This is a genomic window from Brachybacterium phenoliresistens (assembly GCF_000576425.1).
Lineage (GTDB): Bacteria > Actinomycetota > Actinomycetes > Actinomycetales > Dermabacteraceae > Brachybacterium > Brachybacterium phenoliresistens.
Genome location: NZ_KK070001.1, coordinates 25,757 through 50,590, shown reverse-complemented (window position 1 = coordinate 50,590; position 24,834 = coordinate 25,757). Strand labels below are relative to the sequence as shown.

Annotated in this window: 26 protein-coding genes; 7 read left to right on the top strand and 19 right to left on the bottom strand. The window is 73.4% G+C overall.

Annotated elements, in window-relative coordinates:
• The first annotated feature begins 31 nt into the window (after positions 1 to 31).
• Complete coding sequence (locus BF93_RS15105; protein WP_038373774.1) at positions 32 to 568, top strand: DUF1990 family protein; 537 nt, start codon at positions 32 to 34, stop codon at positions 566 to 568.
• Here the strand turns inward: BF93_RS15105 and BF93_RS15100 are convergent.
• From BF93_RS15100 to BF93_RS15075, 6 genes are all read right to left on the bottom strand, one after another.
• Complete coding sequence (locus BF93_RS15100) at positions 552 to 1,043, bottom strand: SRPBCC domain-containing protein (RefSeq protein WP_038373772.1); 492 nt, start codon at positions 1,041 to 1,043, stop codon at positions 552 to 554. The two genes, BF93_RS15105 and BF93_RS15100, sit on opposite strands and share 17 nt — an antisense overlap.
• Before the next feature lies 1 nt (position 1,044).
• Positions 1,045 to 1,404, bottom strand: a complete 360-nt coding sequence (locus BF93_RS15095) for an ArsR/SmtB family transcription factor (protein WP_038373771.1) — start codon at positions 1,402 to 1,404, stop codon at positions 1,045 to 1,047.
• 98 nt (positions 1,405 to 1,502) lie between these two features.
• Positions 1,503 to 2,687 carry an NAD(P)/FAD-dependent oxidoreductase gene (locus tag BF93_RS15090; RefSeq protein ID WP_038373770.1) on the bottom strand — a complete coding sequence of 395 codons (1,185 nt, stop codon included), beginning with the start codon at positions 2,685 to 2,687 and terminating at the stop codon, positions 1,503 to 1,505.
• A 77-nt stretch (positions 2,688 to 2,764) separates the two neighbouring features.
• Complete coding sequence (locus tag BF93_RS15085) at positions 2,765 to 3,616, bottom strand: CPBP family intramembrane glutamic endopeptidase (protein WP_038373769.1); 852 nt, start codon at positions 3,614 to 3,616, stop codon at positions 2,765 to 2,767.
• Positions 3,617 to 3,656: 40 nt separating this feature from the next.
• Complete coding sequence (locus tag BF93_RS15080) at positions 3,657 to 4,652, bottom strand: hypothetical protein (RefSeq protein WP_038373768.1); 996 nt, start codon at positions 4,650 to 4,652, stop codon at positions 3,657 to 3,659.
• Between the two features lie 35 nt (positions 4,653 to 4,687).
• Positions 4,688 to 6,097 carry an MFS transporter gene (locus tag BF93_RS15075; protein ID WP_084148595.1) on the bottom strand — a complete coding sequence of 470 codons (1,410 nt, stop codon included), beginning with the start codon at positions 6,095 to 6,097 and terminating at the stop codon, positions 4,688 to 4,690.
• A gap of 101 nt (positions 6,098 to 6,198) precedes the next feature.
• On the opposite strand from BF93_RS15075, the gene BF93_RS15070 reads away from it, so the two are divergent.
• Positions 6,199 to 7,083: a helix-turn-helix transcriptional regulator gene (locus BF93_RS15070; RefSeq protein ID WP_051487032.1), complete on the top strand. Its 885-nt coding sequence runs from the start codon at positions 6,199 to 6,201 to the stop codon at positions 7,081 to 7,083.
• 6 nt (positions 7,084 to 7,089) lie between these two features.
• Here BF93_RS15070 and BF93_RS15065 read toward each other — a convergent pair whose 3' ends face one another.
• The 8 genes from BF93_RS15065 to BF93_RS15030 all read right to left on the bottom strand — a co-directional run bounded on the left by BF93_RS15065 (position 7,090) and on the right by BF93_RS15030 (position 13,097).
• Positions 7,090 to 8,169, bottom strand: a complete 1,080-nt coding sequence (locus tag BF93_RS15065; RefSeq protein WP_038373767.1) for a hypothetical protein — start codon at positions 8,167 to 8,169, stop codon at positions 7,090 to 7,092.
• Positions 8,170 to 8,230: 61 nt separating this feature from the next.
• Complete coding sequence (locus BF93_RS15060; RefSeq protein ID WP_038373765.1) at positions 8,231 to 8,794, bottom strand: dihydrofolate reductase family protein; 564 nt, start codon at positions 8,792 to 8,794, stop codon at positions 8,231 to 8,233.
• A gap of 8 nt (positions 8,795 to 8,802) precedes the next feature.
• Entirely contained in the window at positions 8,803 to 9,282 is a 480-nt protein-coding gene (locus BF93_RS15055; RefSeq protein ID WP_038373764.1) for a VOC family protein, read from the bottom strand.
• A gap of 86 nt (positions 9,283 to 9,368) precedes the next feature.
• Positions 9,369 to 10,610, bottom strand: coding sequence for a chromate efflux transporter (gene chrA / locus BF93_RS15050; protein WP_038373763.1), 1,242 nt, complete (start codon positions 10,608 to 10,610; stop codon positions 9,369 to 9,371).
• 17 nt (positions 10,611 to 10,627) lie between these two features.
• A complete protein-coding gene (locus BF93_RS15045; RefSeq protein ID WP_038373762.1) occupies positions 10,628 to 10,948 on the bottom strand; it encodes a DUF4333 domain-containing protein in 321 nt (106 codons plus the stop codon).
• A 153-nt stretch (positions 10,949 to 11,101) separates the two neighbouring features.
• Positions 11,102 to 11,860, bottom strand: a complete 759-nt coding sequence (locus tag BF93_RS15040; protein ID WP_051487031.1) for a MerR family transcriptional regulator — start codon at positions 11,858 to 11,860, stop codon at positions 11,102 to 11,104.
• A gap of 4 nt (positions 11,861 to 11,864) precedes the next feature.
• The gene (locus BF93_RS15035; protein ID WP_051487029.1) at positions 11,865 to 12,515 is read right to left on the bottom strand and encodes a hypothetical protein; all 651 of its coding nucleotides are present in this window, start codon (positions 12,513 to 12,515) and stop codon (positions 11,865 to 11,867) included.
• 33 nt (positions 12,516 to 12,548) lie between these two features.
• Positions 12,549 to 13,097: a flavin reductase family protein gene (locus BF93_RS15030; RefSeq protein ID WP_084148594.1), complete on the bottom strand. Its 549-nt coding sequence runs from the start codon at positions 13,095 to 13,097 to the stop codon at positions 12,549 to 12,551.
• Positions 13,098 to 13,332: 235 nt separating this feature from the next.
• Here BF93_RS15030 and BF93_RS15025 point away from each other — a divergent pair, with 235 nt between their 5' ends.
• The 5 genes from BF93_RS15025 to BF93_RS15005 are packed head-to-tail and all read left to right on the top strand — an operon-like array spanning position 13,333 to position 18,754.
• Positions 13,333 to 14,217, top strand: coding sequence for a formate/nitrite transporter family protein (locus BF93_RS15025; protein ID WP_038373760.1), 885 nt, complete (start codon positions 13,333 to 13,335; stop codon positions 14,215 to 14,217).
• Complete coding sequence (gene nirB, locus BF93_RS15020) at positions 14,214 to 16,775, top strand: nitrite reductase large subunit NirB (RefSeq protein WP_198025450.1); 2,562 nt, start codon at positions 14,214 to 14,216, stop codon at positions 16,773 to 16,775. Before BF93_RS15025 ends, nirB begins: the two co-directional genes overlap by 4 nt.
• Positions 16,772 to 17,152: a nitrite reductase small subunit NirD gene (gene nirD / locus BF93_RS15015; RefSeq protein ID WP_038373758.1), complete on the top strand. Its 381-nt coding sequence runs from the start codon at positions 16,772 to 16,774 to the stop codon at positions 17,150 to 17,152. Before nirB ends, nirD begins: the two co-directional genes overlap by 4 nt.
• 7 nt (positions 17,153 to 17,159) lie before the next feature.
• The gene (locus BF93_RS15010) at positions 17,160 to 18,011 is read left to right on the top strand and encodes a uroporphyrinogen-III synthase (RefSeq protein ID WP_038373757.1); all 852 of its coding nucleotides are present in this window, start codon (positions 17,160 to 17,162) and stop codon (positions 18,009 to 18,011) included.
• A complete protein-coding gene (locus BF93_RS15005; protein WP_051487027.1) occupies positions 18,008 to 18,754 on the top strand; it encodes a sirohydrochlorin chelatase in 747 nt (248 codons plus the stop codon). The genes BF93_RS15010 and BF93_RS15005 overlap by 4 nt, the downstream gene beginning before the upstream one ends.
• A gap of 7 nt (positions 18,755 to 18,761) precedes the next feature.
• Here the strand turns inward: BF93_RS15005 and BF93_RS15000 are convergent, their stop codons facing one another.
• The 5 genes from BF93_RS15000 to BF93_RS14980 are packed head-to-tail and all read right to left on the bottom strand — an operon-like array spanning position 18,762 to position 24,803.
• Positions 18,762 to 20,153 carry a glycoside hydrolase family 32 protein gene (locus BF93_RS15000; RefSeq protein ID WP_038373755.1) on the bottom strand — a complete coding sequence of 464 codons (1,392 nt, stop codon included), beginning with the start codon at positions 20,151 to 20,153 and terminating at the stop codon, positions 18,762 to 18,764.
• A 49-nt stretch (positions 20,154 to 20,202) separates the two neighbouring features.
• A complete protein-coding gene (locus tag BF93_RS14995; RefSeq protein ID WP_038373753.1) occupies positions 20,203 to 21,789 on the bottom strand; it encodes an extracellular solute-binding protein in 1,587 nt (528 codons plus the stop codon).
• 58 nt (positions 21,790 to 21,847) lie between these two features.
• A complete protein-coding gene (locus BF93_RS14990; protein WP_051487026.1) occupies positions 21,848 to 22,783 on the bottom strand; it encodes a carbohydrate ABC transporter permease in 936 nt (311 codons plus the stop codon).
• Between the two features lie 2 nt (positions 22,784 to 22,785).
• Positions 22,786 to 23,790, bottom strand: a complete 1,005-nt coding sequence (locus tag BF93_RS14985) for an ABC transporter permease (RefSeq protein ID WP_084148593.1) — start codon at positions 23,788 to 23,790, stop codon at positions 22,786 to 22,788.
• A complete protein-coding gene (locus BF93_RS14980; RefSeq protein ID WP_038373752.1) occupies positions 23,790 to 24,803 on the bottom strand; it encodes a LacI family DNA-binding transcriptional regulator in 1,014 nt (337 codons plus the stop codon). Before BF93_RS14980 ends, BF93_RS14985 begins: the two co-directional genes overlap by 1 nt.
• Positions 24,804 to 24,834 lie beyond the last annotated feature (31 nt).

Here is a 24,834-nt window from a genome sequence, read left to right as displayed (position 1 = left end):
CCGCCACCGCGCACGGTGGCACGATGGCCTGATGCACACGGGGGACACCTTCACGTACGCCGAGGTCGGCGCGACCCGCCGCGCCGATCTGCGGTCGCGGCCGCCCCGCGGCTATCGGGCCGTCGAACGGCGGGTGCGCATCGGCCGGGGCGAGGCCGCCTGGCGCGCCGCGGCGCAGGAGACGCTCCGCTGGGGCATCCAGCGGCGCTCCGGCATCGAGGTCGCGGCCCCGCACGAGGGTCCGCTCGCCGCGGGGGACGTGGTTCTCATGCGCGTTCCGCTGTGGCCCCGGGACGTGCCGTGCCGGGTCGTGTACACGGTCGACGAGGAGGGCGGCGCCGGCGAGCCCGCCGTGCGCGGCTTCGCCTACGGCACCCTGCCCGGGCATCCGGAGCGCGGCGAGGAGGTGTTCCTGGTCGAGCACGACCCGGACGGCTCCGTCTGGCTGCGCATCCGGGCCTTCTCCCGGCCCGCCGGCTGGATCTTCCGGGCGGCGTACCCGGCGGTGCTGCTCATGCAGCGCCTCTACACGCAGCGATACCTGCGCTCGCTCAGCGGCCGGCGGTGAGCGTCGCCCCGAGGGCGTCGAGCAGCCCGGCGGTGCCCTCCTCGCGGCCGGCGGCGGCCTCGGGGCCGGGGCCGTGCACGCCGTCGAGGTGGACGCCCTGCTCGGTGTAGGTGAGGCGGGTCGCCGGGCCCTCGGCGGTGTCGACGGCCTCGAGGGCGACGGTGGACAGCGAGGTCGAGGCGTGCGCGTCGTCCAGCCACATGTCGTAGCTGTAGACGATCCGCGCGTTCTCGACGATGTCGGTGTAGGTGGCGCGGAAGCGGGACATCGGCCCGTCCTCGCCGGGGCGGCCGTCGTCGGTCCAGGTGCCGCCGACGCGGAAGTCGTCGCTGCGCGAGACGTCGACGAACTCGCCGCCGCCGAACCAGGTCCGCTTGATCTCCGGGTCGGCGAAGGCCGCCCATACCCGGTCCACGGGGACGGGGTACCGGCGCTCGAGGACGAAGGTGGCGTGGGTCTGGGTGTGCTGGGTCATGTCAATCCTCTTCGGCGGGGTCGTGCCGGTCCAGGAGCTCGCCCAGACGGTCCAGGCGGCTCTCCTGCGGTCGGCGGTGGGCCATGATCCAGGCGTTCGCGGGGACCATCGCATCGGGCATCAGCTGGACGGTGCGGACCCGGCCCACCTTCTCGGAGGAGACGATCCGCGCCTCCTCGAGCACCTGCAGATGACGGACCACCGTGGGCAGAGCCATGCCGAAGGGCTCGGCGAGCTCGCTCACGGAGGCGGGTCCGTGGACCAGCCGGGCGACCATCGCCCGGCGGGTCCCGTCGGCCAGCGCATGGAACATCCGGTCGAGGTCGACCTCGGGGTCGGGATCGCCGGAATACTTAGCCATATGACTAAGTGTATGGCCGCGGGGCGGGCCTGTCAAGGAGGGATCCGATGCCTCGACGCCCCGGGCCGCGATCAGCCGGCCCCGGGGCGCGGCGCCCGTCAGCGGGCCGGCAGCCCGGCGACGCTGCCGCCCACCAGGCGCCTCACCTCGTCGATGGCGTCCCAGTCGTTGACGTGCATCCCGGCGACCACGGACTCCCCGCGGACCCAGTAGGCCCGGAACAGGCGCCCGGGCACATCGCCCACCAGGTGCACGCGGTCGAAGCCCTTCGCGCCGACGTGCCCCACGTACTCCATCCCGAGGTCGTACTGGTCGGTGAAGAAGTAGGGCAGGCGCGCATACGGCTCCTGCCCGCCCAGCAGCGTGCCGGCCGCGTGCCTGCCCTGCTCGATGGCCGCATCCCAGTGGTCCACGCGGATCCGGCCCAGCTGCGGATGCTCGTGCAGGGCGGCATCGCCGGCCGCGCAGATGTCCGGATCCGCGGTGCGCAGAGCCGCATCGACCGCGATCCCGTCCGGGCCGGCCAGGCCCGCGGCGGCGGCCGGCTCGACATCGGGCGCGGCGCCGATGCCGACGAGGATCGTGTCGACCTCGAGGTCCTCGCCGTCGGACAGCCGGGCCCGGGTCCTGTCCTCCACATGCCGCACCTCCTCCACGGTGGTCCCGGTGCGCAGGTCCACGTCGTGCTCGCGGTGCAGGTCGGCGAACACCTGGGCGACCTCGTCGCCGAGCACGCCCGCCAGCGGCAGCGCCCCGCGCACCGCGAGGGTGACCCTGCCTCCGGCGCGGCGGGCAGCCGCCGCGACCTCGAGGCCGATCCAGCCGCCGCCGATGATCAGCAGCCGGCCGGCGAGCCGGTCCTTCAGGGCGGCGGAGTCGTCGATCGTGCGCAGGCGGCACACATCGGCCCCCGGAACCTCGAGATGCGGCAGGCGGCGGGGCTGCGCGCCGGGAGCCAGCAGCAGGCGGTCGTAGGCCAGACGCTCGCCGCCGTGCAGGAGCACCTCCTTCGCCGCGCGGTCGATGACCTCGGCGCGCACGCCGGTGCGCAGGTCGATGCCCTGCTCGGCGTACCAGTCCCGCGGGTGCAGGCGGGCGGAGTCCGGCTCCGCCTCGCCCAGCAGCACGGCCTTGGACAGCGGCGGCCGCTCGTAGGGGAGGTGCTCCTCCGCGCCCAGCAGGACGATGCTCCCGGCGAAGCCCCTCTCCCGCAGCGACTGTGCGGCGTTCGTCCCGGCGAGCCCGTCGCCGATGATCACGATGCGGTCGATCTGCTGGCTCATCCCGGCCTCCTGAGGGTTCTGCGGCGAACTCGGATGCACTCCCATCATGCGCTCGTGCGGGGCGATCGGCCAGGGCCTCACCCGACCAGGAAGAAGCCCATCACCCCGGGGTTGTGCGCGTGGACGATGGCGAGGAAGACCATCACGTCGAACAGCAGGTGCACGATCAGCACGTAGGTCAGCGAGCCGGTGCGGGTGAAGATCCAGCCCTGCAGCAGGGCGAAGGGGGCGGTGAGCAGCGGGCCCCATTCGCGGTAGCCCAGCTCCCACAGGAAGGACACGAAGATGGTCGCCTGCAGCAGGTTCGCCAGCCAGACGGGGAAGTGCCGGCGCAGCAGCGCGAAGCACGTGCAGATGAAGAACAGCTCGTCCCAGGTGCCCACGAAGTTCACCGCCACGAAGAAGCGGGCCAGCTCGCTCCCGTCCGTGATGTGCGGCCAGTTGAGGTAGGCGCCGGAGGTGATGAAGTAGTACGGCAGGATCAGCCAGCCCAGCAGCGGCACCGCCACCAGGTACACCTTCTCCCAGCGGGTCCAGGGCCGGCCCGTGCGCCAGGGGAAGGCGATGGCGCGGCGGTGCAGCAGCAGGCGGTCGATCAGCGAGGGCACCAGCGCGGCGAGGATCAGCACGGTGCCGATGGTGAAGAACCGGTCCCAGCTGACATCGGCCTCCACCGAGGTCAGCGACACGATCGCGATGCCGAGGCCGATCAGGCCCAGGTCCGTCGCGAGCTCGCGGGAGGACCACCACGCCGCGCCGAGGCTCAGCAGCAGCAGGGCGTGCCCCCAGCCGGGCAGCATCAGCCCGAACAGCAGGAACGCGGAGAGCGCGACCCCCATGGCGGGCAGCACGGTGCGGGCGCTCAGCGGCGGCGTCGTCGGGGCCGGGCGGGCGGGATCCGGAGGGGCGGCGGAGGCCTCGGAGGTCACGGGGCCAGCATGGCAGACGCCGGCCCGCCCCGGAGCGCGGTCAGGGCTGCGCGGTGAGCAGGCCGGGCAGGGCCTGCTGGGTGATCACGGCGAGGAAGATGCCGCCGCGGGCCTGCGAGGTGACCCGCACCTGCGAGCCGATGACCTCGACGTCCGCGTCCCCGAGGATCTCCGACCAGGGTCGGGCGGTGATCGGGTCCGCGCCGTCGGAGACGGCGGCCTCGATGGCGTCGGCGAGGTCCTGGGCGGAGGCCTCGTCGGGCAGCTCCAGGCACAGCACGTCCCGCCAGTCCTCGGCGCTGGTGCCGGTGGTGGCGGTGGCCAGGCCCGCCACCCCTCCGGGCAGGGGGTCGATGCTCGCGCCCTCGCGCGAGAGGTAGGCGCCGACCACGTCCTCGCCCAGGCAGCCGGCGAGCTCCTCGTACGTCCCCGCCTCGGCGAGGGTGGTCTCCGGGTCGCCCCAGGCCCGGGTGATCGCCTCGTCGGGGCTGCCGGCGAGGACGTCGTCGGTGTACCAGACGGCGTTGTAGTAGCCCAGGGCGGCGGGGGTGCCCAGGGGATCGGCGATGTCCAGCTCTCCGGGGCCGCGGCGCACCAGCAGCTCGCCCTCTCCCACGTCCTCGCGCCCCGCGTCATGGTGCGCGAACAGGTGGTCCAGCGCCTCGGGATCCATCCCGCTGAAGCGGAACGACGCCCGGGGCGGCTGGCCGATGCTCACCGCGAGCGCCTCCTCGGCCTCCGGGGAGGGGACCTGCTCGGGGGCCGCGAGGGCGTACTCGCGGAACGGGCCCAGGCCCCCGGTGCCCAGCGCGGCGAACGGCGACTCGGCGTCCTCGAAGACGCCCAGCGCACGGGCCGCGGCGATGTCGGAGACGTACAGCTCCGTCTCCGCCCCCTGGCCGGCGGGGGTGACGGCCAGGGCGCGGGAGAGCGGATCGTCGCCCGCGCCGGGGAGCAGTCCCGTGCAGGCGCCGCCGGTGACGGCGAGGCCCAGGGCCAGGGTGCCGGCGGCGGCGATCCGTCGCAGAGTTCTCATGCGACCAGTCTGCCGGGCCCCGGCCCGGGGGTCCATCAATCCCGCGGCGCCCGCCGCAGCAGGACCGCGGCGAGGACGGCGGCCAGCAGGCACAGCAGGGCATCGACCCCGATCGCGAGCCGCAGGCCGCCCAGCAGGGAGGTCGCCGCGACGGCGGTGGCGACGGCGGCCAGCACCGGGGTCCCCAGGGCGATGCCGACCTGCTGGTTCATGGTCACCAGACCCGTGGCCAGGCCCTGCTGCGACCCCGGGACCGCGCTGGTCGCCGTCACCACGGAGCCGACGATCGCGACCAGGTTGGCCGCCCCGCCCAGGAACGCGAGCAGCACGAGCGCCGCCAGCCATCCCCGCGAGGCCGGCAGCAGCGCCAGCGGGGCGGTCGCGGCCCCCTGGGTGAGCAGGCCCAGGACGATCGTGGCGGGCGCGCCGATGCGGCAGATGACCCGCGGGGCGAGCAGCCCGCCGATCACGGTGCCCAGCCCCAGCACCCCCAGGATCAGCCCGGCGGCCACCGCGCTGAACCCGAGGATCTCCTGGAGGTGGAGGGTGAGCAGGAAGACCAGGGCGGTCTCGGTGGCGAAGGCGAGCAGCCCGGCGAGGTTGCCGCCGGCGACGGTGCGGCGGCGCAGCAGGGCGAGATCCACCAGCGGGGCAGCGGCCCGGGTCTCCACGAGCACGAACACCGCTCCCAGGACGAGGGCGAGCAGGATCAGTCCCGCCGCGGCCGGGTCGTCCCAGCCGGACCGGCCGGCGAGGTCCACGCCCAGCACCAGGGCGAGCAGCGTCGCCGTCACGGTGACGGCGCCGGCGGCGTCCACCCGCGTCCGCGGGGCGCGCTCGGGCTCGTGCAGAACGCGCGGACCCACGAGCACGGCCAGCAGGGCCACCGCCACGTTGAGGAAGAACGCCCACCGCCAGGACACGGCGCCGGTGAGCAGCCCGCCGAGCACGGCGCCGGCGGTGAACCCGGCGGCCATCAGCGCACCGTTGAGCCCCAGGGCCCGCGAGCGGGCCGGACCCTCGGGGAACATCGTGGTCATCAGCGCGAGGGCCGCCGGGGTGACCATCGCGGTGGCCAGGCCCTGCCCGATGCGGGCCGCGATCAGCAGCACCGGCCCGGCGGCCAGGCCCCCGAGCAGCGAGGACGCCCCCAGCAGCACCATCCCGGCGAGGAACAGGCGCCGCCGCCCGAACAGGTCCGCGACCCGCCCGAAGAACAGCGTGAACCCTGCCGCGCACAGCGCGAAGGAGGTCACGATCCATGGCAGCGCGGCGGTGGCGAATCCCAGCTCCCGGCCGATGTGGGGCAGGGCCACCGTGAGGATCGAGAAGTCGATCGCGAGGGTGAGGTTCGCGGTGAGCAGCACGGCCATGGCGATGCTCTGGATCGGGGTGAAGCGGTCCGCGGCCCGGGGGCCGGCGGCGGTCGTCTGTGTCGGAGTCATGGATCCAGGCTCGAGGCGCCCGCGGGCGGGAGCCAGCACCCTGGGCAGCCTGGCACCGGCAGGGGCAGGCTGCGGCGTTGGCGCTGCGCGAGGATGGAGCCATGGAATCCGAGAGGATCGGCCCCGTCGCGGGCACGGAGGAGACGGAGCGTCCCGTCACCGAGCTGGGGGAGTTCCTGCGCTCGCGCCGGGACCGGCTGAGCCCGCAGGAGGCCGGGGTGCGCAGCTTCGGCCGCCGCCGGGTCCCGGGGCTGCGGCGCGAGGAGCTCGCCCAGCTCGCCGGGGTCTCGATGACGTACCTGACGCGGCTGGAGCAGGGGCAGTCGCAGAACGCCTCCGATGCCGTGATCACGGCGCTCGCGAGGGCGCTGCAGCTGGACGAGGACGAGCAGTCCCACCTGTTCGCCCTCGCCCGTCCGGCCGCCCGGGCGCGCACCGCGGCGCCGCGGGAGGAGAGCGCCGATCCCGGTGCCGTGCAGCTCCTGCAGGCCATGGACCCGGTGCCGGCGATGATCCTGGGACGGTTCGGCGACGTGCTCGCCTGGAACCGCGCCGGGCACCGCCTGCTGGCCGGGCACCTGCATCCCGAGGCCCCTCGCAGCCCCGCCGCCCGGCCCAACCTCTTCTCCCTGCTCTTCCGCGACGAGCACATGCGGGACCGCTACGTCGACTGGCCCGAGGAGGCCGCGCTCGCCGTCGCCTCCCTGCGGTACGTGGCGGCGCGTTTCGCGGAGGACCGCCGCCTCGCCCAGCTGGTGGGAGAGCTCAGCGTGCACAGCGCCGAGTTCGCCGCGCTCTGGGCCGAGCATGATGTGCGCCTGTGCACCCGCGGCACCCGGCGCCTTCGCCACCCCGAGGTGGGGGAGCTGACGCTGGACTACGCGGTGCTCCACCTCCCCGAGGCCGATGGCCAGCGCCTGCTCACCCACACCGCCGCGGCCGGCAGCGGCTCCGCCGAGGCGCTGCGGCTGCTCGCCTCCTGGTGAGGCCGTTCAGCGCCGCGGGGCGCCGCGGCCGGCCGTCATCCATCGGGCGACCGCCGCCACGATGCCGAGGATGAGCACGACGGCGACCCCGACGACCGCCTTCGCCAGCACCTCCCGGCCCAGGAGGACATGGTCGATCGAGGACATGACCACGGCCAGGGCGACGGGGACGACCACCAGCAGGGCCAGCACCCCCAGGAGCACCACCACGGGGCGGCGCGCGCCCCGCCGCGGCGGGGCGGGGTGGTGCGGCCCGGTCGCGGCCGCCCAGGGAACGGGGGCGTGGGGCCCGCCCGCCGCGTCGTCCACCAGCAGCGCCTCGGTCCGGGAGGCGAGGGCCTCGACGAGGACCGCGGCCTCCTGGACGCGCTCCGCGCGGGAGGCGTCCAGGGGTCTGCTCCCGCACAGGACGACCTCCTGCCCGGAGATCTCCAGGGTGTAGGGGCCGGCGAAGGCCCGCAGGTCACGGTCCATCTCGGGGCTGACGAAGGGCGTGGACCCGTCGGCGCGGTCCTCCTGCCCGTCGGAGGTCACGGCCTCCCGGCCGTCGTGGACGAGCGGAGCGCGCACCGGGGCGCTGAGGCGGGCGCGCAGGAAGACCTCGGCCGTGCGCGGCCCGCCGACGCGGACGCCGGTCGCGGCGCTGATCCCCACCTCGGGGAGGGTCATCGGCCAGGCGTCGCCGATCTCGCGCAGCCGTGCCTCGCGGGTGCGCACCGATTCCCGGACGATGCGGCTCCCGGTGCGGAACCGGTGGGCCCCGTAGTCCCGGGCGGGGGACTCGCGGATCAGGTCGAGACCGTTGGCCTCGGCGAAGGCCTCGACCCCTCCCGACGTCGCGGTCCGCCGCCGGACGTCGACGAGCCCGAGGATCCCGCCCAGGAGGAGAATCCCGAGGAAGGCCAGCATCCCGCCGTCGAGCGGAGCGCCCGATGCGAGGACCACGACCAGCACGATGGCCGGGACCAGCACCAGGAGCACGACGACCGTGGTCCCCATGAGCAGCAGCGGGCTCTCGGCCAGCACGCGCAGCCGGGCCCGGGCCCCGCTGCCGCGGCCCAGGGCCGAGAGGTCCAGGTCGCGCATCCTGCTCTCCTCCGTCGGGCTCTCCTCCCTCGGGCGGGTCCCGTCGTTCCGGTGCGGCGGGTCAGGCCCGTCGGGGCCGATAGACCCGGCCGCACGACCGAGGGCTGCGATCGAGGATCTGCACCAGCTCCCAGTCCACGCGGCGGCCGCCGGCGACCTCGTAGATCCGGATGCCGTCGCCCAGCATCACGGGGGCGACGAACACCTGCATCTCGTCGATCAGATCGTGCTCGAGGGCCTGCCGGGCGATCTGGGCGCTGATGATCTGCACGTCCTTGTCCCCGGCGATCTCCCGGGCGCGGCGCACGGCCTCGGTGATGTGGCAGTCCAGGGGCATGATCGCGGGGTCGTCGGCGATCTCCTGCGGACGGTGCGTCAGGATGATCTCGGTGCCGTCCCATCGGCCGCCGTAGGCCTCGGCGGTCAGCTCGTCCCTCTCGTCGGCCTGGGCCCGCGCGGCGTCGTAGCCGTCCCGGCCCGAGATGATCACCCCCACCGCATCGGCCATCTCCTGGACCGTCTGCTCGTCGAGCTCCTCGGCGGCGGACAGCCAGCTCATGTCGTGCCCGGGTCCTGCGATGAAGCCGTCGAGGGAGCTGGTGAACCCCCAGGTGACCTTGCCCATCGCCGCGCTCAGACGCCGGCCGCGGCTTCGAGCCGGGCGATGTCGAGCTTGCGCTGGGTGAACATCTCCGCGGTGACGGCGGCGGCGTGGGGTCCCTCGAGCAGCTCGTAGAGGCGCTGCGGGGTGATCTGCCAGGAGACGCCCCACCGGTCCTTGCACCAGCCGCACTGGGACTCCTGGCCCCCACCGCCGACGATCGCGTCCCACAGCCGGTCGATCTCCTCCTGCGAGTCCACGGCGACCTCGATCGAGACGGCTTCGCTCTGCGGGAAGTGCGGCCCGCCGTTGAGCAGGGCGTACGGCACGCCGGCGAGCTCGATCTCGACGGCCAGGGACTGCCCCTCGGGCGGGGCGCCGCCCGGGCTGTCCTCGACCGGGGTGTAGGGCATCGTCGAGACGATGCGGGAGCCGGGGATGAGGGAGACGTAGAACTCGGCCGCCTCGTCCACCCCGCCGTCGAACCAGAGCCAGGTCTTCACACGTGTCATGCCCCCAGCCTGTGGCGGCCGCCACACCCTGTCAATGGTCAGGGCGACCTCCACGACCCGGCGGCGGCGGAGGCGGAGGGCCGGCCCTACAGGGCGATCGCGCCGACGGCCCCCGCCGCGAGCACCACGGCCCACGCGGGCACGCGCCAGAACATCAGCGCCACCAGGGCGGCGACCGCGAGACCGAGCGTCGCCGGGCTCGCCGCGCCCTGGGTGAGCACCGGGTCGTAGAGCGCGGCGGCGAGGATCCCCACCACCGCCGCATTCGTGCCCCGCAGGGCGCGGCGGGCTCGCGGGGCGCTGCGCAGCCGCTCCCAGAAGGGCAGGGCGCCGACGACCAGCAGCGCCCCCGGCAAGAACATCGCCCCCAGCGCGATCGCCGCGCCCACCAGGCCGCCGGCCCCGCCGCCGGCCGAGAACCCCAGGAAGGCGGAGAGCGTGAACAGCGGGCCCGGCACGGCCTGCGCCGCCCCGTAGCCGGCGAGGAAGGTCTGCGCGTCCACCATGCCGGTCTGCACCGTGCCGGTCTCCAGCAGCGGCAGCACGACGTGCCCGCCGCCGAACACGAGGGCGCCGGCGCGGTACATCACGTCCGCCAGGCGCAGGGACGGGTCCCCGGTCGCCGCAGCCAGCAGCGGGAGGCCGAGGATCAGCACCGCGAAGGCCACCAGGGCTCCGAGGGCCAGCCGCCGCGAGCCCGGCGGCGCCGGGCTCGACCCTGCCGCAGCCTCCGGCGTCGCATCGCCCGGTTCCGCGTCCTCGCGCCCGAGCAGGGCCGCGCCCACCAGCCCCGCCGCCACGATCGCGGCGACCTGCACGAACGGCCCGGGGATCAGGAGCACGAGGATCATCGCGAGGGCGGCGATGCTCGCGCGGGGCGCATCGGGCGCGAGGCTGCGGGCCATGGTGATCACGGCATGGGCGACCACCGCGGCCGCGGCGGCCTTCAGCCCCAGCAGCCAGCCCGCGCCGGCGTCGACGCCGAGAGCGCCGACCCCGGCGGCGACCGCCACCATCAGCACGGCGGAGGGCAGCGTGAACGCGGCCCAGGCCGCCAGCAGCCCGCGCAGTCCCGCGCGCTGGAGGCCGATCGCCATGCCGACCTGGCTGGAGGCGGGGCCGGGCAGGAACTGGCACAGCGCCACGAGGTCGGCGTACTGCGCCTCGGACAGCCATCGGCGGCGCACCACGAAGGCCTCGTGGAAGTAGCCGAGGTGGGCGACGGGGCCGCCGAAGGAGGTCAGGCCCAGCCGGCCGAAGACCAGCAGCACCTCCCGGGCGGTCCCGGTGCGGGCGGGGGCGGGGCCTGGTGCGGCCGGGGCATCCATGCCGCCATTGTCGCGGCTCAGTTCACGGCGTCGGCCACCTGGATGTCGAACTGGACGTCCGTGCCGTCGACGCCGGTCACCGTGACCGTGACGTCGATGGTCTCGCCGCCCGCGGAGAGCACGCAGGTCATGGTGGCGCCCTCCTCGGCCTCGAGGTCGCCCGGGCAGGTGACGTCGTCCGGGGCCTGCCCGACCTGCTCGGTGAGCTTGTCGGTGATCTGCTGCTCGACCTCCTCCTGGTCGAGGCTGGCCCCGCCGGCGGAGAAGCTGCAGCCCGCGAGGGCCAGCACGGCCAGCGGTGCGAGGGCGAGGGCGGAACGGGTGCGCGTGATGGACATGGCGGTCTCCTCCTGCCAGGCGCCCGTGGCCGGGCTCCGGTCCCGGGAGGGTCCTCGGGAATCGGACGCCTGGGACCATGCTGGTGGACGGGACGGCGGGGTGTCGATGGGGAGGGCTCCCCATCGGCCGCTGCGCGATGCCCCGTACCGCGGTCATGGCGCAGGAGCATCGGGCGGGGGAGCCTCGACGGGCGGGGGAGCGTCCTGGCCCAGCAGCTCCTCCACGCGCTGCAGCACCCGGATCTGGCCGGGATGGTAGAGCTCGCCGACGGCGTGGGCGAGAGCGGTGGTGGCGGCCGCGCGACCGCGCGGGGAACGGCCCGCGGGGTCCGCGGTCCACGGGTGGCGCAGGCGCTGCGCCCGCACCTCCGGCGCCAGGCGGCGGGCGAGGGCGTCGATCTCCGCCTCGGAGGCGTCCTCGGGCAGCGTCTCGAGCTCGGCATCGGCCGGGGAGGCGCGGGCGACGATGTCGCGCAGCGCGATCATGTCCTCCTCGCGGAAGAACTCCTGGTAGACGGCGAGGAGGCTGCGCTGCCGGTCGCTGAGCCCGGCCGCATCGTCCGCGAACAGCGGCGGCACGTCCAGGGGGGAGCCGTGCCGCAGCACCTCCCCGAGCTCCGCCCGCAGCCGCGTGAGGTGCTCGATGGTCCGCTCCAGCTCGGCGTCCAGCGCCCGGACGGTGCCCGCGGCATCCTCGGTGCCGGCGTCCAGGGCGGCGATCTGCGGCAGGGACATCCCGAGCTCCCGCAGCCGGCGGATCCGCAGCAGGCGCACCAGGTGCCTCGCGCCGTACTGCTTGTAGCCGTTGGTGCGCCGCCGCGGCAGCGGGAGCAGGCCCTGCTCGTGGTAGTGGCGGATGGTCTTCACGGTCGTGCCCGCGAGCTGCGCGAGCTGCCGGGTGCTCCAGGCCATGGGCTCAGCCTCCGAGCATGATCGGCATGATCCGCGTGATCGAGAAGGCCTCGTAGACGGCGCCGAGCACGAACAGCGCGAGCGCCGGCAGCCACAGCACGCCCAGCTGACGCAGCCCGTGGACGTATCCCCGGCGCCGGCTGCTCTCCCCGACGCTCGCCGGCCGCAGCCACGCCCGGCCCAGCAGGTACGTCCCGAGCGTGACCAGGATGTATGCCTCCAGCTCGAGGACCAGGGTCACCGAGTGCGGGATCAGGATGGTGCGGACGGTCGCGTCCACCGGAGCCAGCGAGACGCCGAACAGGAACGCCCGATAGGCGAACAGGGGGATCCCGAGGAAGGGGACCACCAGGGAGGGCAGGGTGATCGTCGCGAGGGCGACGGTGAGGACGTTGACCGCGAGGATCGTCGCGGCGAACAGCCACATGCTGCTCAGCAGCGAGACGACCAGGTCGGTGGTCCCCGATGCGTCCATGCCGGCGGCACGGGAGGCATGCAGGTCCGGCAACAGGAGGCCCGCGAGCATGCCCAGCAGCAGCAGGCCGAAGGCCATGGCGTTCAGGGCGAGGAAGGCCCGCAGATGCTCACGGATCAGGCGGACGGGGGCCAGCAGGGCGGGGCGCGGGCGGGAGGGGCGGGTCGTCGAGGTGCTCATGGATCGATCCCAGACCGTGCCCTCGGGGCACGGTCAAGAGCCCGAGGCGGGGCCCTCGAGGTCCGCCCCGCGGCCGTACAGGCCGGAGCGGTGGTAGATCATCGGCCGCGGCGCGGCGTGCAGGCCGTGGTCGAGCACCCGCAGCAGGGCGAGCTCGTGGTCGCCGGCGGGATGGACCGCCTCGAGGGAGGTGAGCATCCAGGCCGCGGCACCCGGCAGGACCAGCGCGGAGCCCTCCAGGACGATCGGCTCCAGCCCCTCCCAGCGGGCCGCGCGGTCCGCACCGCCCAGGCGGCGCAGCACCGCATGCTGGTCCTCGCCGAGGAGGGAGACGCCGATGCGTGCGGCCGAGCGCAGATGCGGCCAGGTCCGCGAGGACCGCGTGAACGCGGCGCTGACCAGAGGCGGGTCCAGGGAGATGCCGACCGTGAAGGTCGACATGGGCATCGCCCAGCGGCCCTGCGCGTCCTGCGCCGCGAGCACCGCGACACCGGTGGGGAAGCTCGCGAAGAGCTGCTTGGTGCGCTCGCGGGACGCGGCGCTCGCCGACGGCACGGCGCCGGCGGATGCTTCAGGATTCATGGAACCTCCTGGTCCACCGTAACGGCCCGGGGCGCCGGGGCATTCCGCGGGGCGGCGTCCCGCGCCCCATCCCTGCACCGACCTGCAGGTTTCGGGGCCCTGAGACGCTATGTCACGGGAAGATCACGGCGGCTCCCGACTGTTCGGATCCGCGACGCCCCGCCATAGATTGCAGACCTCCCGCTGGTGCACCCGCGGGACATGCCGTGCCCCTCCGACCCCGTCAGGAGCCCCCATGTCCTACGTCAAGCCCGTCGACCTCGTCGACCAGCTGACCGCCGCCGGAGCTGCGAAGGTCCGCTACACCGCCCTGCAGACCCTGGTCCGCGCGATCATGGGCGGCGGGATCCTCACCCTCGCCGCCGCGTTCGCGGTGACGGTGTCCACCCAGACCGGCCAGCCCCTGCTGGGCGCGCTGCTGTTCCCCGTCGGCTTCATCCTGCTCTACCTGCTGGGGTACGACCTGCTCACGGGCGTGTTCACCCTCATCCCCCTGGCATGGCTGGCCCGGAAGCCCGGCGTGAGCGCGACGAGCATGCTCAAGAACTGGGGCCTGGTGTTCCTGGGCAACTTCATCGGCGCCTTCAGCGTCGCCGTCGCCATGGCCATCTACTTCACGTACGGGTTCACCTCCGAGCCCAGCGCCGTGGGCCTGGCGATCTCCGAGATCGGCCACGGGCGCACCGTCGGTTACGCCGAGCACGGGGCGGGCGGCATGCTCACCCTGTTCGTGCGGGCCGTGCTGTGCAACGCCATGGTCTCCACCGGCGTGGTCGCCTTCTTCCTCACCGACAACGTCATCGGGAAGATCGTCGGCATGTGGATGCCCATCATGCTGTTCTTCTACATGGGCTTCGAGCACTCCATCGTGAACATGTTCCTGTTCCCCTCCGGCCTGCTGCTGGGCGCGGACTTCACGATCATGGACTACCTGCTGTGGAACGAGATCCCGACGGTCCTGGGCAACCTGGTCGGCGGCTTCCTCCTGGTGGGCCTGCCCCTGTACCTCGCCCACGCCCGGCGCGCCGAGAGGCCCGCCGCCCTCCCGGTGGAGCCGGCGATCGCGGCCGCCGCCGATGCCGCGCCGGAGCAGCCCGAGCTCGTGGGGGCCGCCCGATGACCGCGCGCATCGTCGTCGTCGGCGCCGGGATGGTGGCGCACCGCTTCGCGGACAGCCTCGTCTCCCGCGCCGAGCAGGACATCTCCCTCACCATCCTCGGCGAGGAGAGCCGCCGCCCCTACGACCGTGTGGGCCTGACCCGCTTCTTCGACGGCGCCGGCGCCGAGGACCTCGAGCTGGATCCCGCTGTGCTCGAGGACCCGCGGATCCGCCTGGTCACCGGCGACCCGGTCGCGCAGATCGACCGCGCCGCCCGCACCGTGCGCACCGCATCGGGCGCCGAGCTCGGGTACGACCACCTGGTCCTGGCCACCGGCTCCTCCGCGGCCCGCCCGCCGGTGCGCGGCGCGGAGCACCCCGGCTGCTTCGTGTACCGCACGCTGGACGACGTCGAGCAGCTCAAGGCGCATGTCGAGCGCCGCGCCTCCCAGCTGGGACGGCCCGTGCGCGGCGTCGTCATCGGCGGAGGCCTGCTGGGTCTCGAGGCCGCCGGAGCGCTGCAGGGGCTGGACGCCGAGCCCACCGTCATCCAGTCCAGCGACCGCCTCATGTCCGCGCAGCTGGACCTGCCCGCCGGCGCCGTGCTGCGCCGCCTCATCGAGCAGCGCGGCATCGCCGTGCGCACCCGGACCCGCACCACCTCGGTGCTGGCCGGGGAGGACGGCGAGGTGCACGGCGTCGTCTTCGACGACGACACGGTGCTGGAGACCGACCTGGTCGTCTTCACCGTCGGCGTGCGTCCCCGCGACGAGCTCGCCCGGGCCGCAGGCCTGGTCTGCGCCCCCCGCGGCGGCGTCGAGATCGACCCGAGCTGCCGCACCAGCGACCCCGACATCAGCGCGATCGGCGAGGTCGCGAGCTTCGAGGGCATGTGCGTGGGGCTGGTCGCCCCCGGCTACGCCATGGCGGAGGTCGCGGCCGATCGGATCCTCGGCGGCGGCGCCACCTTCGCCGGCTACGACCTGTCCACCAAGCTCAAGCTCTCCGGCGTGGACGTGGCCAGCTTCGGCGACGCCTTCGCCACCACACCCGGCGCCCTCGACGTGGTCTACACCGATCCCGTCAGCGGCGTGCACAAGAAGCTCGTCCTCTCCGACGACGCGAAGACCCTGCTGGGCGGCATGCTCGTGGGCGACGCCTCCGCCTACGGGGCGCTGCGGCCGCTGGTCGGCGGGGCGCTCGGCGGGGACCCCGCCGCCTACCTCATGCCCGCCGGCGGCGTCGAGGCGCCGACGGCCGAGCTCCCGGACGAGGCCGTGGTCTGCTCCTGCGCCTCCGTCACCGCCGGCACCATCCGCGGTGCCGTCCACGAGGAGGGCTGCACCGACGTCGCCGGCATCAAGGCCTGCACGAAGGCCGGCGCCACCTGCGGCTCCTGCGTGTTCGCGATCAAGGGCCTGGTGGGCGCGGAGCTCGCCAAGATGGGCCGGAGCGTCTCCACCGCCCTGTGCGAGCATTTCGAGATGTCCCGCGCCCAGCTGTTCGACGCCGTCCGGGTCTCGGGGCTGACCACCTTCAGCTCCGTCATCGAGCGCTTCGGCCGCGGCCGCGGCTGCGACGTGTGCAAGCCCGTGCTCGCCTCGATCCTCGCGGTGCTCGTGCGCGGCCACGTCCTGGACGGCGAGAACGCCACCCTGCAGGACACCAACGACCACGTCATGGCCAACATGCAGAAGGACGGGACCTACTCGGTGGTCCCGCGCATGGCCGGCGGCGAGGTCACCCCGGAGGGCCTCATCGTCATCGGCGAGATCGCCCGCGACTACGGGCTGTACACCAAGCTCACCGGCGGCCAGCGCATCGACATGTTCGGCGCCCGCCTCGAGCAGCTGCCCGAGATCTGGCGGCGCCTGGTGGACGCCGGCTTCGAGTCCGGGCAGGCGTACGGCAAGTCGCTGCGCACCGTGAAGTCCTGCGTGGGCTCCACCTGGTGCCGCTACGGGGTGCTGGACTCCGTGGGCATGGCCGTGAACCTCGAGCTGCGCTACCGTGGCCTGCGCGCCCCGCACAAGCTCAAGCTGGGCGTCTCCGGCTGCGCCCGCGAGTGCGCGGAGGCCCGCGGCAAGGACGCGGGCATCATCGCCACCGCCCAGGGCTGGAACCTGTACGTCGGCGGCAACGGCGGCGCGACCCCGCGCCACGCCGAGCTGCTGGTCGAGGGCGTGGACGACGAGACCCTCATCCGCACCATCGACCGGTTCTTCATGTACTACATCCGCACCGCCGACAAGCTGCAGCGCACCGCGCCGTGGCTCGAGGCGCTCGAGGGCGGGATCGACGGGCTGCGCGAGGTGATCCTCGAGGACTCCCTGGGCATCTGCGCCGACCTCGACGCGCTGATGGCCCAGCACGTGGACAGCTACCAGGACGAATGGGCGGCGACCCTCGCCGACCCGGCCAAGCTCGCCCGGTTCCAGTCCTTCGTGAACGCCCCGTCCACCCCCGACCCGGACCTCGCCTACGTGCCCGAGCGCGGGCAGGTGCGCCCGGCCAGCATCGACGAGCGCCGGTCCGGCGACGTCCTGATCGCAGGAACCACCCTGGAGGTACGGCGATGACCGCACAGACCCTGGACCCCGCCACGGCCCCCGAGGCCAGCTGGCTGCGGGTGTGCCGCGTGGCGGACCTCGAGGTCGAGCGCGGCCGCGCCGCGCTGCTCGGCAGCACGCAGGTCGCCCTGTTCCTGCTGCCCGACGGCTCCGTCCACGCGGTCGACAACCACGACCCCTACAGCGGCGCGAACGTCATCTCCCGCGGGATCGTCGGCACCCGGGGCGAGGCCCCCACCGTCGCCTCGCCGATGTACAAGCAGGTCTTCGACCTGCGCACCGGCGCCTGCCTGGACACCCAGGGCAAGGACCCCGCCGCCCTGCGCGTCTGGCCCGTGCTGCTGCAGGACGGTGACGTGCACCTGCTGTGCGGGGACGCGCGGTGAGCGCGCCATGAACTCCGAGGATCGCCTCTCCGAGACCCTGACCGGTCGCCGCATCGTCATCGCGGTGGACCGGCGGGCCGACGAGCTCGCCGCCGCCCTCGCCCGCCACGGGGCTGAGGTCGAGCGGGCCCCGGCCCTGTGCATGCTGCCGCATGTGGACGACCCGGAGCTGCTGGAGCGGACCCGCGCCCTGATCGCGGATCCGCCGCAGCTGCTGGTGGTGACCACGGGCGTCGGCCTGCGGGGATGGTTCGAGGCGGCCTCGGAAGCGGGGCTGGACGGCCCGCTGCGCGCGGCCCTGGCCGGCGCCCGGATCCTCGCGCGGGGCCCCAAGGCCCGCGGGGCCCTGGTGCAGGCGGGGCTGCGGGCGGACTGGATCGCGGACTCGGAGACCGCGGCCGAGATCGCCGAGCACCTGGCGGGAGAGGATCTCTCCGGGTGCCGCGCGGCCGTCCAGCACCACGGCTCGGGAGCCGACGGCCTCGACGAGGTCCTCGCCGGCCTCGGCGCGGACGTGGTGAGCCTGACCATCTACCGCTGGGGCCCTCCGCGGGACCCCGACGCCGTGCGCCGCTCGACCGTCCGCGCCGGTCGCGGCCTGATCGACGCGGTGGTGTTCACCTCCGCACCGGGCGCCGCCTGCTGGCTGGAGACCGCCGAGCAGGGGGGCGCCCTGCCGGGCATCGTCGAGCACGCCGGCACCGGCCGCCTGGTCCTCGCGGTCGTCGGCCCCGTCACCGCGGGGCCCTTCGTCGAGCGCGGGCTGCCCGTCCTCGTCCCGGAGCGGAACCGTCTGGGCGCCCTGGTCCGCGAGGTCGTCTCCCACTTCGAGCGGGTGCCCGCGGCGGGGTCGGCATGACCTCGCCCGCCCTCATCGCCTGCTCGCACGGCACCCGCTCGGCGCAGGGCCGCGCCACGGTCGCCGCGATCCGCGCGGGCCTGGCCGAGGCCCTGCCCGGGGTGCGCGTGGAGGAGGCCTACGTCGACGTCGAGCAGCCCGAGGTCGCGGACGTCGTCGCCCGCCTCGCCGCCGACGGTCCCGCCGTCCTGGTGCCGCTGCTGCTGGCCACCGGCTTCCACACGAAGGTCGACATCGCCCGGGCGGCCGCTCCCTTCGAGAACGTGGTCGTGGCGGAGCCGATGGGCCCCCACGACCTGCTGATCGAGGCGCTCCTGGGGCGTCTCGCGGATCTCCCGGAGGGCGATTCGGGTCGCCGGCCGGGGGATCATGTCGTCCTCGCCGCCGCGGGATCCTCGGATCCTGCGGCGGCGGTGGCGACCCGGCGGATGCGCGCCCTGCTCGAGGACGAGCTGCCGGTCCCGGTGAGCGTCGGCTACGGGGCCGGGGCCTCCCCGAGCATCCCCGAGGCGGTCGCCGCGGCCCGCGCCGCCGGCGCCGACCGGGTGATCGCGGCGAGCTACGTGCTGGCCCCGGGGCACTTCGCGGGCCTCGTCGCGGCGGCCGGCGCCGACCAGGTCACGGCGCCGCTGGGCACCCACCCCGCCGTGATCGACGTGCTGCTGGAGCGCTACGTCCGCGCCGCCGCCCGGCCCGCGGCAGGCCGCGGCGCCGGCCAGCTGTCCTCGGCCGCCACGGCCTGACGGGTGCTCAGGCGGTCGGCTCGATCCGCACCGTGGTGGGGCCGGCGCCGGGGAAGATCTGCTGGGAGATGACGGCGCGGCCGCCGTCGAGCTCGAGCTCCGCCGTCGAGGCGTCCAGGACCAGGCGGAACGGCATCTGCTCGACGCCGGCGGGCGGGACGAAGGGCGCGGAGCGGGTATGGCCCGGCGCGAAGGGCTCGCGGTGCGCGGCGCTGCGGTCCAGCACCACCCGGCGCTGCGCGTCGATCTCGACCCGCAGCTCCGGGGAGTCCTCGCCCTCGCCGAACCGCACCGACAGGCGGTGCGGGGTGCGGAGGTCGAGCACACCGGTCACGCATACCGCGGTGCCGTCGAGGCGGGCCGCGATCTGCCCGCCGAGGTCGACGACCGGGATCTCCGCGGGGACCCGCAGCCGCTGCACGAGCCGGGGCGCGCCGACCGCATCGCCGGCCAGCCCCAGGGTGCGCGGCAGGGTCATCGCCGAGCGCCACGGGCCGGTGGGGGTGAGCTCGGCGTAGTCCCAGTTGTTCATCCAGCCCAGCAGCACCGGCGCCCCCTCGACGCCGCCGAAGGAGACCGCGGCGTAGCAGTCCTGCCCGAGGTCCAGCGGCACGGCCTCGGCCGTGGGGGTGAAGGTGCGCCCGTCGAAGCCGCCGAGGATCGCATAGGTGCCCGAGCCGCCCGCCGGCCCGCCCGGGTTGGTGCTCACGATGAGCGCCCAGCTCTCCTCCGTCTCCGACCCCGCCGCGGGGATCCGCACCAGGTCCGGGCATTCCCAGATCCCGCCGTCCAGGGCCGGGTCGGTCAGCGTGGAGGCGAGCTCCCAGCGGCGCAGGTCGGTCGAGGTATGGATGAGGACGCTGTGGTCCACCGCCTCGACCGCGACCATCACCCATCGGCCGCTCGCGGCATGGCGGAAGACCTTGGGGTCGCGGAAGTCCGCGGAGCCGCGGTCCAGCACCGGGTTCTCGGAGTGGAACTGCCAGGTGGTGCCGCCGTCCCGGGAGACGGCGAGGGACTGGGCCTGCGTGCCGGCCCGCTCGGGGTGGGCGTCGGTGTATGCGCTGGTGTAGACCGCGACCAGCGGGCCGGGCTCGCCGGGTGCGCCGAGCCCCGAGGAGTTCTCCGCGTCGTGGACCACGCTGCCGGAGAAGATGAGCTCGCCCTCGCGGCAGGGCAGCGCCACGGGCAGCTCCCGCCAGGTGGCGAGGTCCTCGGAGACGGCGTGGCCCCAGGACATGTTCCCCCAGGTCGATCCGGAGGGGTTGTTCTGGAAGAAGGCGTGCCAGGTGCCCTCGTGCAGGATCAGGCCGTTGGGGTCGTTCATCCAGGTCGCGTCGGGGGTGAGATGGAACTGCGGCCGGTGCAGCTCGGCGCGGGGCGGGGCGGTGGTGGTCATGCTCTCTTCCGGAGACTCGGGTGCTCGGGTGGGGAGATTCGGGGCCGGGTCAGCCGGCGGCGGTGAAGCGATCGTAGGCGCCCTGCCAGACCGCGAGGAGGTCCGGCAGGCCCATCGTCCGCAGCTGGGAGACGTAGCCGTCCCACTCCGCCTCGATGCCGCCCTTGACGATCCAGGTGGCGACCTTCTCGCTCACGAAGGTCTGGACATCGGCCTCGATGGTGCTCACCTGGTCGAGCTCCTCGACGCTGAGCATCACCGGCGGGAACTTCTCGTTCGCCCGATGGGGCGCGTAGTGCTCGGCGATCTGCGCCTGGCGCGCGGCGGCGCGGGGCTCGGGCAGCACGACGGTCTCGAAGTCCTCGGCGGTGATGATCTTCGGGCCGCCGGGGGAGACCTTCACGCGGCGCTCCTGCTCGGTCTCGCCCTCGCCGACGGGGATCTGCTCGAGCAGGCCGTCGGCGTTCTCCTGCTGCGTGACGCCGACCGGACCCCAGTTGGCCTGCGCGCTCATGACCGGGTCGAACAGCATGTCGGCCCAGCGCACGGTGGCGGCGGCGTACTCGTTGGTGCGGCTGATGGCGAAGGCTCCGCGGTTGATCTCCTGGTTGGAGACGACGCAGGCGCGGCGCACGCCGTCGGGGCCGGGGAAGATCGGCACGATCGCGTACTGGTCGGCCTGCTCGGGGCCGACGACCTCGGGCACCTCCCAGAAGCAGAAGGAGCCCAGGATCTGCGGGTCCGCCGTGCCCTTGGCGATGAACTTCACGTAGTCCTGCGCGAAGGCCTCCTGGTCGATGAGCCCCTCGGCGTACCAGGTGTGCAGCTGGGCGATCGCGTCGCGGAAGCCGTCCTTGTCGGCGGTGAAGACGACCGTGCCGTCCTGGACGATGCGGTGGTCGGGGACGTCGGGCTGGCCGCCGAGCGCCGCGATGAGGTCGCAGATGGCCCCGGCGCCGATGAACGACAGCGGCAGCACGCCGGCGGGCCCCTCGGCCTTGAAGGCGAGCAGGACCTGGTGGTACTCCTCCACGGTGGTGGGCATGGCCAGGCCGTACCGCGCGAGCCAGTCGGTGTTCAGGAACATCATGCTCGGGAACTCGACGAGCCCCATCTCCTCGACGGAGGGGAGGGTGTAGATGTGGCCGTCGGAGGCGGTGATCGCCGCGCGGATGTCGGGGCGCTTCTCGAGGATCCCGGAGAGGGTCGGGGCGTTCTCGGCGATGAGGTCCTCGAGGGCGATGAGCGTGCCGTTGGCGCCGTACTTGGCGACCTCGGCGTCCGTGAGGCCCGTGTTGAACAGGGCGTCGGGGAGCTCGCCGCTGGCCAGCAGGAGGTTCTTCTTCTCGCCCCAGACCTCGTCGGGCTCGTTGCTCCAGGTGATCGAGATCCCGGAGTCCTCCTCCCAGGTCTGCACGAGCTGCATGGTCTCGTACTCGGGGGCCAGCGGGGACTTGGCCCCGCCGACGGTGAGGGTGAGCTCCTCGGTGACGATCGGCAGCCCGGACTCGGTCAGGCCCATCTCGGAGGAGAGGTCCTCGGTGAGGCGCTCGGAGGGGCGGGTGCAGGCGGGCAGGGAGAACATCGCGGCGGTGAGTGCGGCGGAGGTGAGGGTGAAGCGGCGGCGGGACAGCATGCGGGACTCCTTCGTGACGGTGCTGCGGGGTGGGGGGCGATGCGGTGGGGAGGGCGGGTCAGCTCTTGAGCGCCCCGAGGGTGGCGCCCTTGACGAAATGGCGCTGCAGGAACGGGAAGGCGATGAGCAGCGGGACCGTGGAGACGACGATCATGGAGTACTTGAGCAGCTCGCCCATCTTCTGCGCCTGGGCGGTGGACTCCATCGACGCCATGTCCATTCCCGCGGTCGAGGCCTGCGACTGGATGAGGACGTTCCTCAGCACCAGCTGGAGCGGATACTTCGATTCGTCGCTGAGGTAGATCATCGCGTCGAAGAAGGCGTTCCAGTTCGCGACGATGTGGATCATCGCCATGAGGGTGATGAGCGACTTCGACAGCGGCAGGACGATCGAGAAGAAGAACCGGAAGTCGCTCGCGCCGTCGAGCTGGGCGGCCTCGCGCAGCTCGGGGGAGATGCTCTGCTCGAAGAAGGTGCGGGCGATGATCAGGTTCCAGACGCCGACGGCGCCGGGCAGGACCACGGCCCACATCGTGTCGAGCATGCCCAGCTCCTTGACCACGAGGTAGCGGGCGATCATGCCGCCGTCGAAGAACATCGTGACGACGAAGAGGATCATGAACAGGCTGCGGCCGGGCATGTCCTTGCGGGCCAGCGCGTAGGCCCCGCACAGGATCATGGTCACGCTGATCGCGGTGCCGACCACGGTGTACAGGACGGAGTTCGCGAACCCGCGCACGATCGTGGAGGTCCCGAAGATCGTCGCGTAGCCGTCGACGGTGAGGCCGCGCGGGAACAGGAAGACCTTGCCCTGCTGCACGAGCGTCGGATCGGAGATCGAGGCGATGACGATGAAGTACAGCGGGTAGACGATCACGAGGATCGCGACGGCGATGAGGCCGTAGGTGATCACCGCGAACAGCGGATCGGCCAGGCGCCGGTGCAGCGGCTCGGCGCGCCGGGGGCGGGGGAGGGCGGGGGCGGAGGTCGTCATGGTCACCACAGGCTCGACTGGTTGGCCTTCTTGGCGACCTGGTTGAAGGTCACGAGAAGGGCGAGGTTGAGGACGGAGTTGAACAGTCCGATGGCCGCCGAATAGCTGAACTGGGCGCCCTGCAGACCGGTCTTGTACACGTAGGTGTTGATGACCTCGGAGGTGGGGAGGTTGAGGTCGGTCTGCATGAGATAGACCTTCTCGAACCCGAGGTTGAAGATGTTCCCGACCGCGAGGATGAACAGGATGACGATCACCGGCAGGATTCCCGGGATGTCGATGTGGCGGATCCGCTGGAACCGGTTCGCGCCGTCCATGCGGGCGGCCTCGTGCAGCGAGGGATCGATCGCGGTGAGCGCGGCGAGGTAGATGATCATCGAGAATCCGGCGTTCTGCCAGACGTCGGAGCCGATGTACAGCGGGCGGAACCATTCGGGGGCGCCCATGAAGAAGATCGGCTCGCCGCCCAGCAGGGTGATCGCGTGGTTGACCATCCCGGAGCTGGGGGAGAACAGCAGGTGGATCATGCCGACCACGACCACCACGGAGATGAACGACGGCGCGTACAGGATCGTCTGCGTGAGGCGCTTGAAACGCTCGCTGGGCAGCTGGTTGACGATGAGCGCGAGGATGATCGGCACCGGGAACGCCACCAGCAGGCCGACCACGTTGATGGTGAGGGTGTTGGCGACCAGCCGCTCGAACTGGAACGAGGTGACGAAGGCCCGGAAGTGCTCCAGGCCCACCCAGGGGCTCCAGAAGAAGCCGTCGACGGGGTTGTAGTCGCGGAAGGCGATCTGCGCGCCGTACATCGGCCAGTACTTGAAGACGAGGAGCGAGGCGAGGGCCGGCGCGAGTAGTACGTATAACTGCCAGGCATTGAGCACGCGGTGCAGCAGGGCGGCGCGCGGCCGATGGGGCGGGGGCGGGCTCGGCGAGGGAGCGGGGGCGTCGTCGTCGACGCCGGCGCTCGCCACGGGCTCGGAGCCGGTGAGCGTGGACGGCATCAGGATCCTTTCGGAGGTGCGACGGAGTCGCGCAGGACGAGAGGGCACCGGATGCGGTGGACCTCGGGGGCGGTCTCGCCGGACAGGAGCAGCTCGGCGGCGAGCGATCCCATGGCGGCGAAGGGGAGCTGGACGGTGGTCAGCGGCGGGAGGAAGAAGTCGCGCAGGACGTCCTGGTCGTCGAATCCGACGATGGACATGGCCTCGGGCACGCGCAGGCCCTCGGCGGTGAGGGTCTGGTAGGCGCCCAGGGCCGTGCGGTCGTTCTGGCAGAAGATCGCGGTGGGCGGCTCGGGCAGGGCCAGCAGGGCGCGGGTCTGGCGGTCGCCGTCGGACTGCATGCCGGTGCCGGGGCGGACGAGGTCCGGGTCCTCCGCGATGCCGGCCTCGGCCAGGGCGCGGCGGTAGCCCTCGAGGCGGCCGACGGCGGCCGGCAGGGCGTCGTGGATGGTGATGATGCCGATGCGGGTGTGCCCGGCCTCGAGGAGGACCTTTGTCGCCTCGTAGCCGCCGGTGACCTCGTCGGGGATGACGCTGGGCACGCGCTCGTCGAGGTCGCGGGCGTTCAGGCAGACGGCGCGGGTGTCCAGCGCCGCATCGGGCACGTGCACCTCGCGGTGGTACATGGCGGTGTAGACGATGCCGCGCACCCGGTGCGAGAGCATGGTGTCGATCGCGGCGGCCTCGAGGCGGTCGTCGCCCCCGGTGTCGATGGTCAGCAGCGCGTGGTGGTCCTGCCAGGCGCGGTCCTGCGCCCCCTTGATCATCATGCCCGAGAAGGGCGAGGTCGCGACCTCGTCGCCGACCAGGCCGAGGATCTCGGCCACGCCCGTCTTCAGGCTCTTGGCCTGCAGGTTGGTGCGGTACCCGAGCTCCTGGGCCGCGGCCCGGACCCGCTCGGCGGTCCTCTCGGAGGCGCGGCCGGCGTGGTTGCCGTTCAGGACGAGGGAGACCACGGCCTGCGAGACGCCTGCGGCGGCCGCGACGTCGTGCATCGTGGGGCGGTGCACCATGGGTCCCTCCTCGGATCCGTTATTCGTATGA

What these genes read in the sequence shown, in the direction of transcription:
- BF93_RS15105 (WP_038373774.1), top strand. Translation starts at nt 32, where the DNA reads ATGCACACGGGGGACACCTTCACGTACGCCGAGGTCGGCGCGACCCGC.
- BF93_RS15100 (WP_038373772.1), bottom strand. Translation starts at nt 1,043, where the DNA reads ATGACCCAGCACACCCAGACCCACGCCACCTTCGTCCTCGAGCGCCGG.
- BF93_RS15095 (WP_038373771.1), bottom strand. Translation starts at nt 1,404, where the DNA reads ATGGCTAAGTATTCCGGCGATCCCGACCCCGAGGTCGACCTCGACCGG.
- BF93_RS15090 (WP_038373770.1), bottom strand. Translation starts at nt 2,687, where the DNA reads ATGAGCCAGCAGATCGACCGCATCGTGATCATCGGCGACGGGCTCGCC.
- BF93_RS15080 (WP_038373768.1), bottom strand. Translation starts at nt 4,652, where the DNA reads ATGAGAACTCTGCGACGGATCGCCGCCGCCGGCACCCTGGCCCTGGGC.
- BF93_RS15075 (WP_084148595.1), bottom strand. Translation starts at nt 6,097, where the DNA reads ATGACTCCGACACAGACGACCGCCGCCGGCCCCCGGGCCGCGGACCGC.
- BF93_RS15070 (WP_051487032.1), top strand. Translation starts at nt 6,199, where the DNA reads ATGGAATCCGAGAGGATCGGCCCCGTCGCGGGCACGGAGGAGACGGAG.
- BF93_RS15065 (WP_038373767.1), bottom strand. Translation starts at nt 8,169, where the DNA reads ATGCGCGACCTGGACCTCTCGGCCCTGGGCCGCGGCAGCGGGGCCCGG.
- BF93_RS15060 (WP_038373765.1), bottom strand. Translation starts at nt 8,794, where the DNA reads ATGGGCAAGGTCACCTGGGGGTTCACCAGCTCCCTCGACGGCTTCATC.
- BF93_RS15055 (WP_038373764.1), bottom strand. Translation starts at nt 9,282, where the DNA reads ATGACACGTGTGAAGACCTGGCTCTGGTTCGACGGCGGGGTGGACGAG.
- chrA (WP_038373763.1), bottom strand. Translation starts at nt 10,610, where the DNA reads ATGGATGCCCCGGCCGCACCAGGCCCCGCCCCCGCCCGCACCGGGACC.
- BF93_RS15045 (WP_038373762.1), bottom strand. Translation starts at nt 10,948, where the DNA reads ATGTCCATCACGCGCACCCGTTCCGCCCTCGCCCTCGCACCGCTGGCC.
- BF93_RS15040 (WP_051487031.1), bottom strand. Translation starts at nt 11,860, where the DNA reads ATGGCCTGGAGCACCCGGCAGCTCGCGCAGCTCGCGGGCACGACCGTG.
- BF93_RS15035 (WP_051487029.1), bottom strand. Translation starts at nt 12,515, where the DNA reads ATGAGCACCTCGACGACCCGCCCCTCCCGCCCGCGCCCCGCCCTGCTG.
- BF93_RS15030 (WP_084148594.1), bottom strand. Translation starts at nt 13,097, where the DNA reads ATGAATCCTGAAGCATCCGCCGGCGCCGTGCCGTCGGCGAGCGCCGCG.
- BF93_RS15025 (WP_038373760.1), top strand. Translation starts at nt 13,333, where the DNA reads ATGTCCTACGTCAAGCCCGTCGACCTCGTCGACCAGCTGACCGCCGCC.
- nirB (WP_198025450.1), top strand. Translation starts at nt 14,214, where the DNA reads ATGACCGCGCGCATCGTCGTCGTCGGCGCCGGGATGGTGGCGCACCGC.
- nirD (WP_038373758.1), top strand. Translation starts at nt 16,772, where the DNA reads ATGACCGCACAGACCCTGGACCCCGCCACGGCCCCCGAGGCCAGCTGG.
- BF93_RS15010 (WP_038373757.1), top strand. Translation starts at nt 17,160, where the DNA reads ATGAACTCCGAGGATCGCCTCTCCGAGACCCTGACCGGTCGCCGCATC.
- BF93_RS15005 (WP_051487027.1), top strand. Translation starts at nt 18,008, where the DNA reads ATGACCTCGCCCGCCCTCATCGCCTGCTCGCACGGCACCCGCTCGGCG.
- BF93_RS15000 (WP_038373755.1), bottom strand. Translation starts at nt 20,153, where the DNA reads ATGACCACCACCGCCCCGCCCCGCGCCGAGCTGCACCGGCCGCAGTTC.
- BF93_RS14995 (WP_038373753.1), bottom strand. Translation starts at nt 21,789, where the DNA reads ATGCTGTCCCGCCGCCGCTTCACCCTCACCTCCGCCGCACTCACCGCC.
- BF93_RS14990 (WP_051487026.1), bottom strand. Translation starts at nt 22,783, where the DNA reads ATGACGACCTCCGCCCCCGCCCTCCCCCGCCCCCGGCGCGCCGAGCCG.
- BF93_RS14985 (WP_084148593.1), bottom strand. Translation starts at nt 23,790, where the DNA reads ATGCCGTCCACGCTCACCGGCTCCGAGCCCGTGGCGAGCGCCGGCGTC.
- BF93_RS14980 (WP_038373752.1), bottom strand. Translation starts at nt 24,803, where the DNA reads ATGGTGCACCGCCCCACGATGCACGACGTCGCGGCCGCCGCAGGCGTC.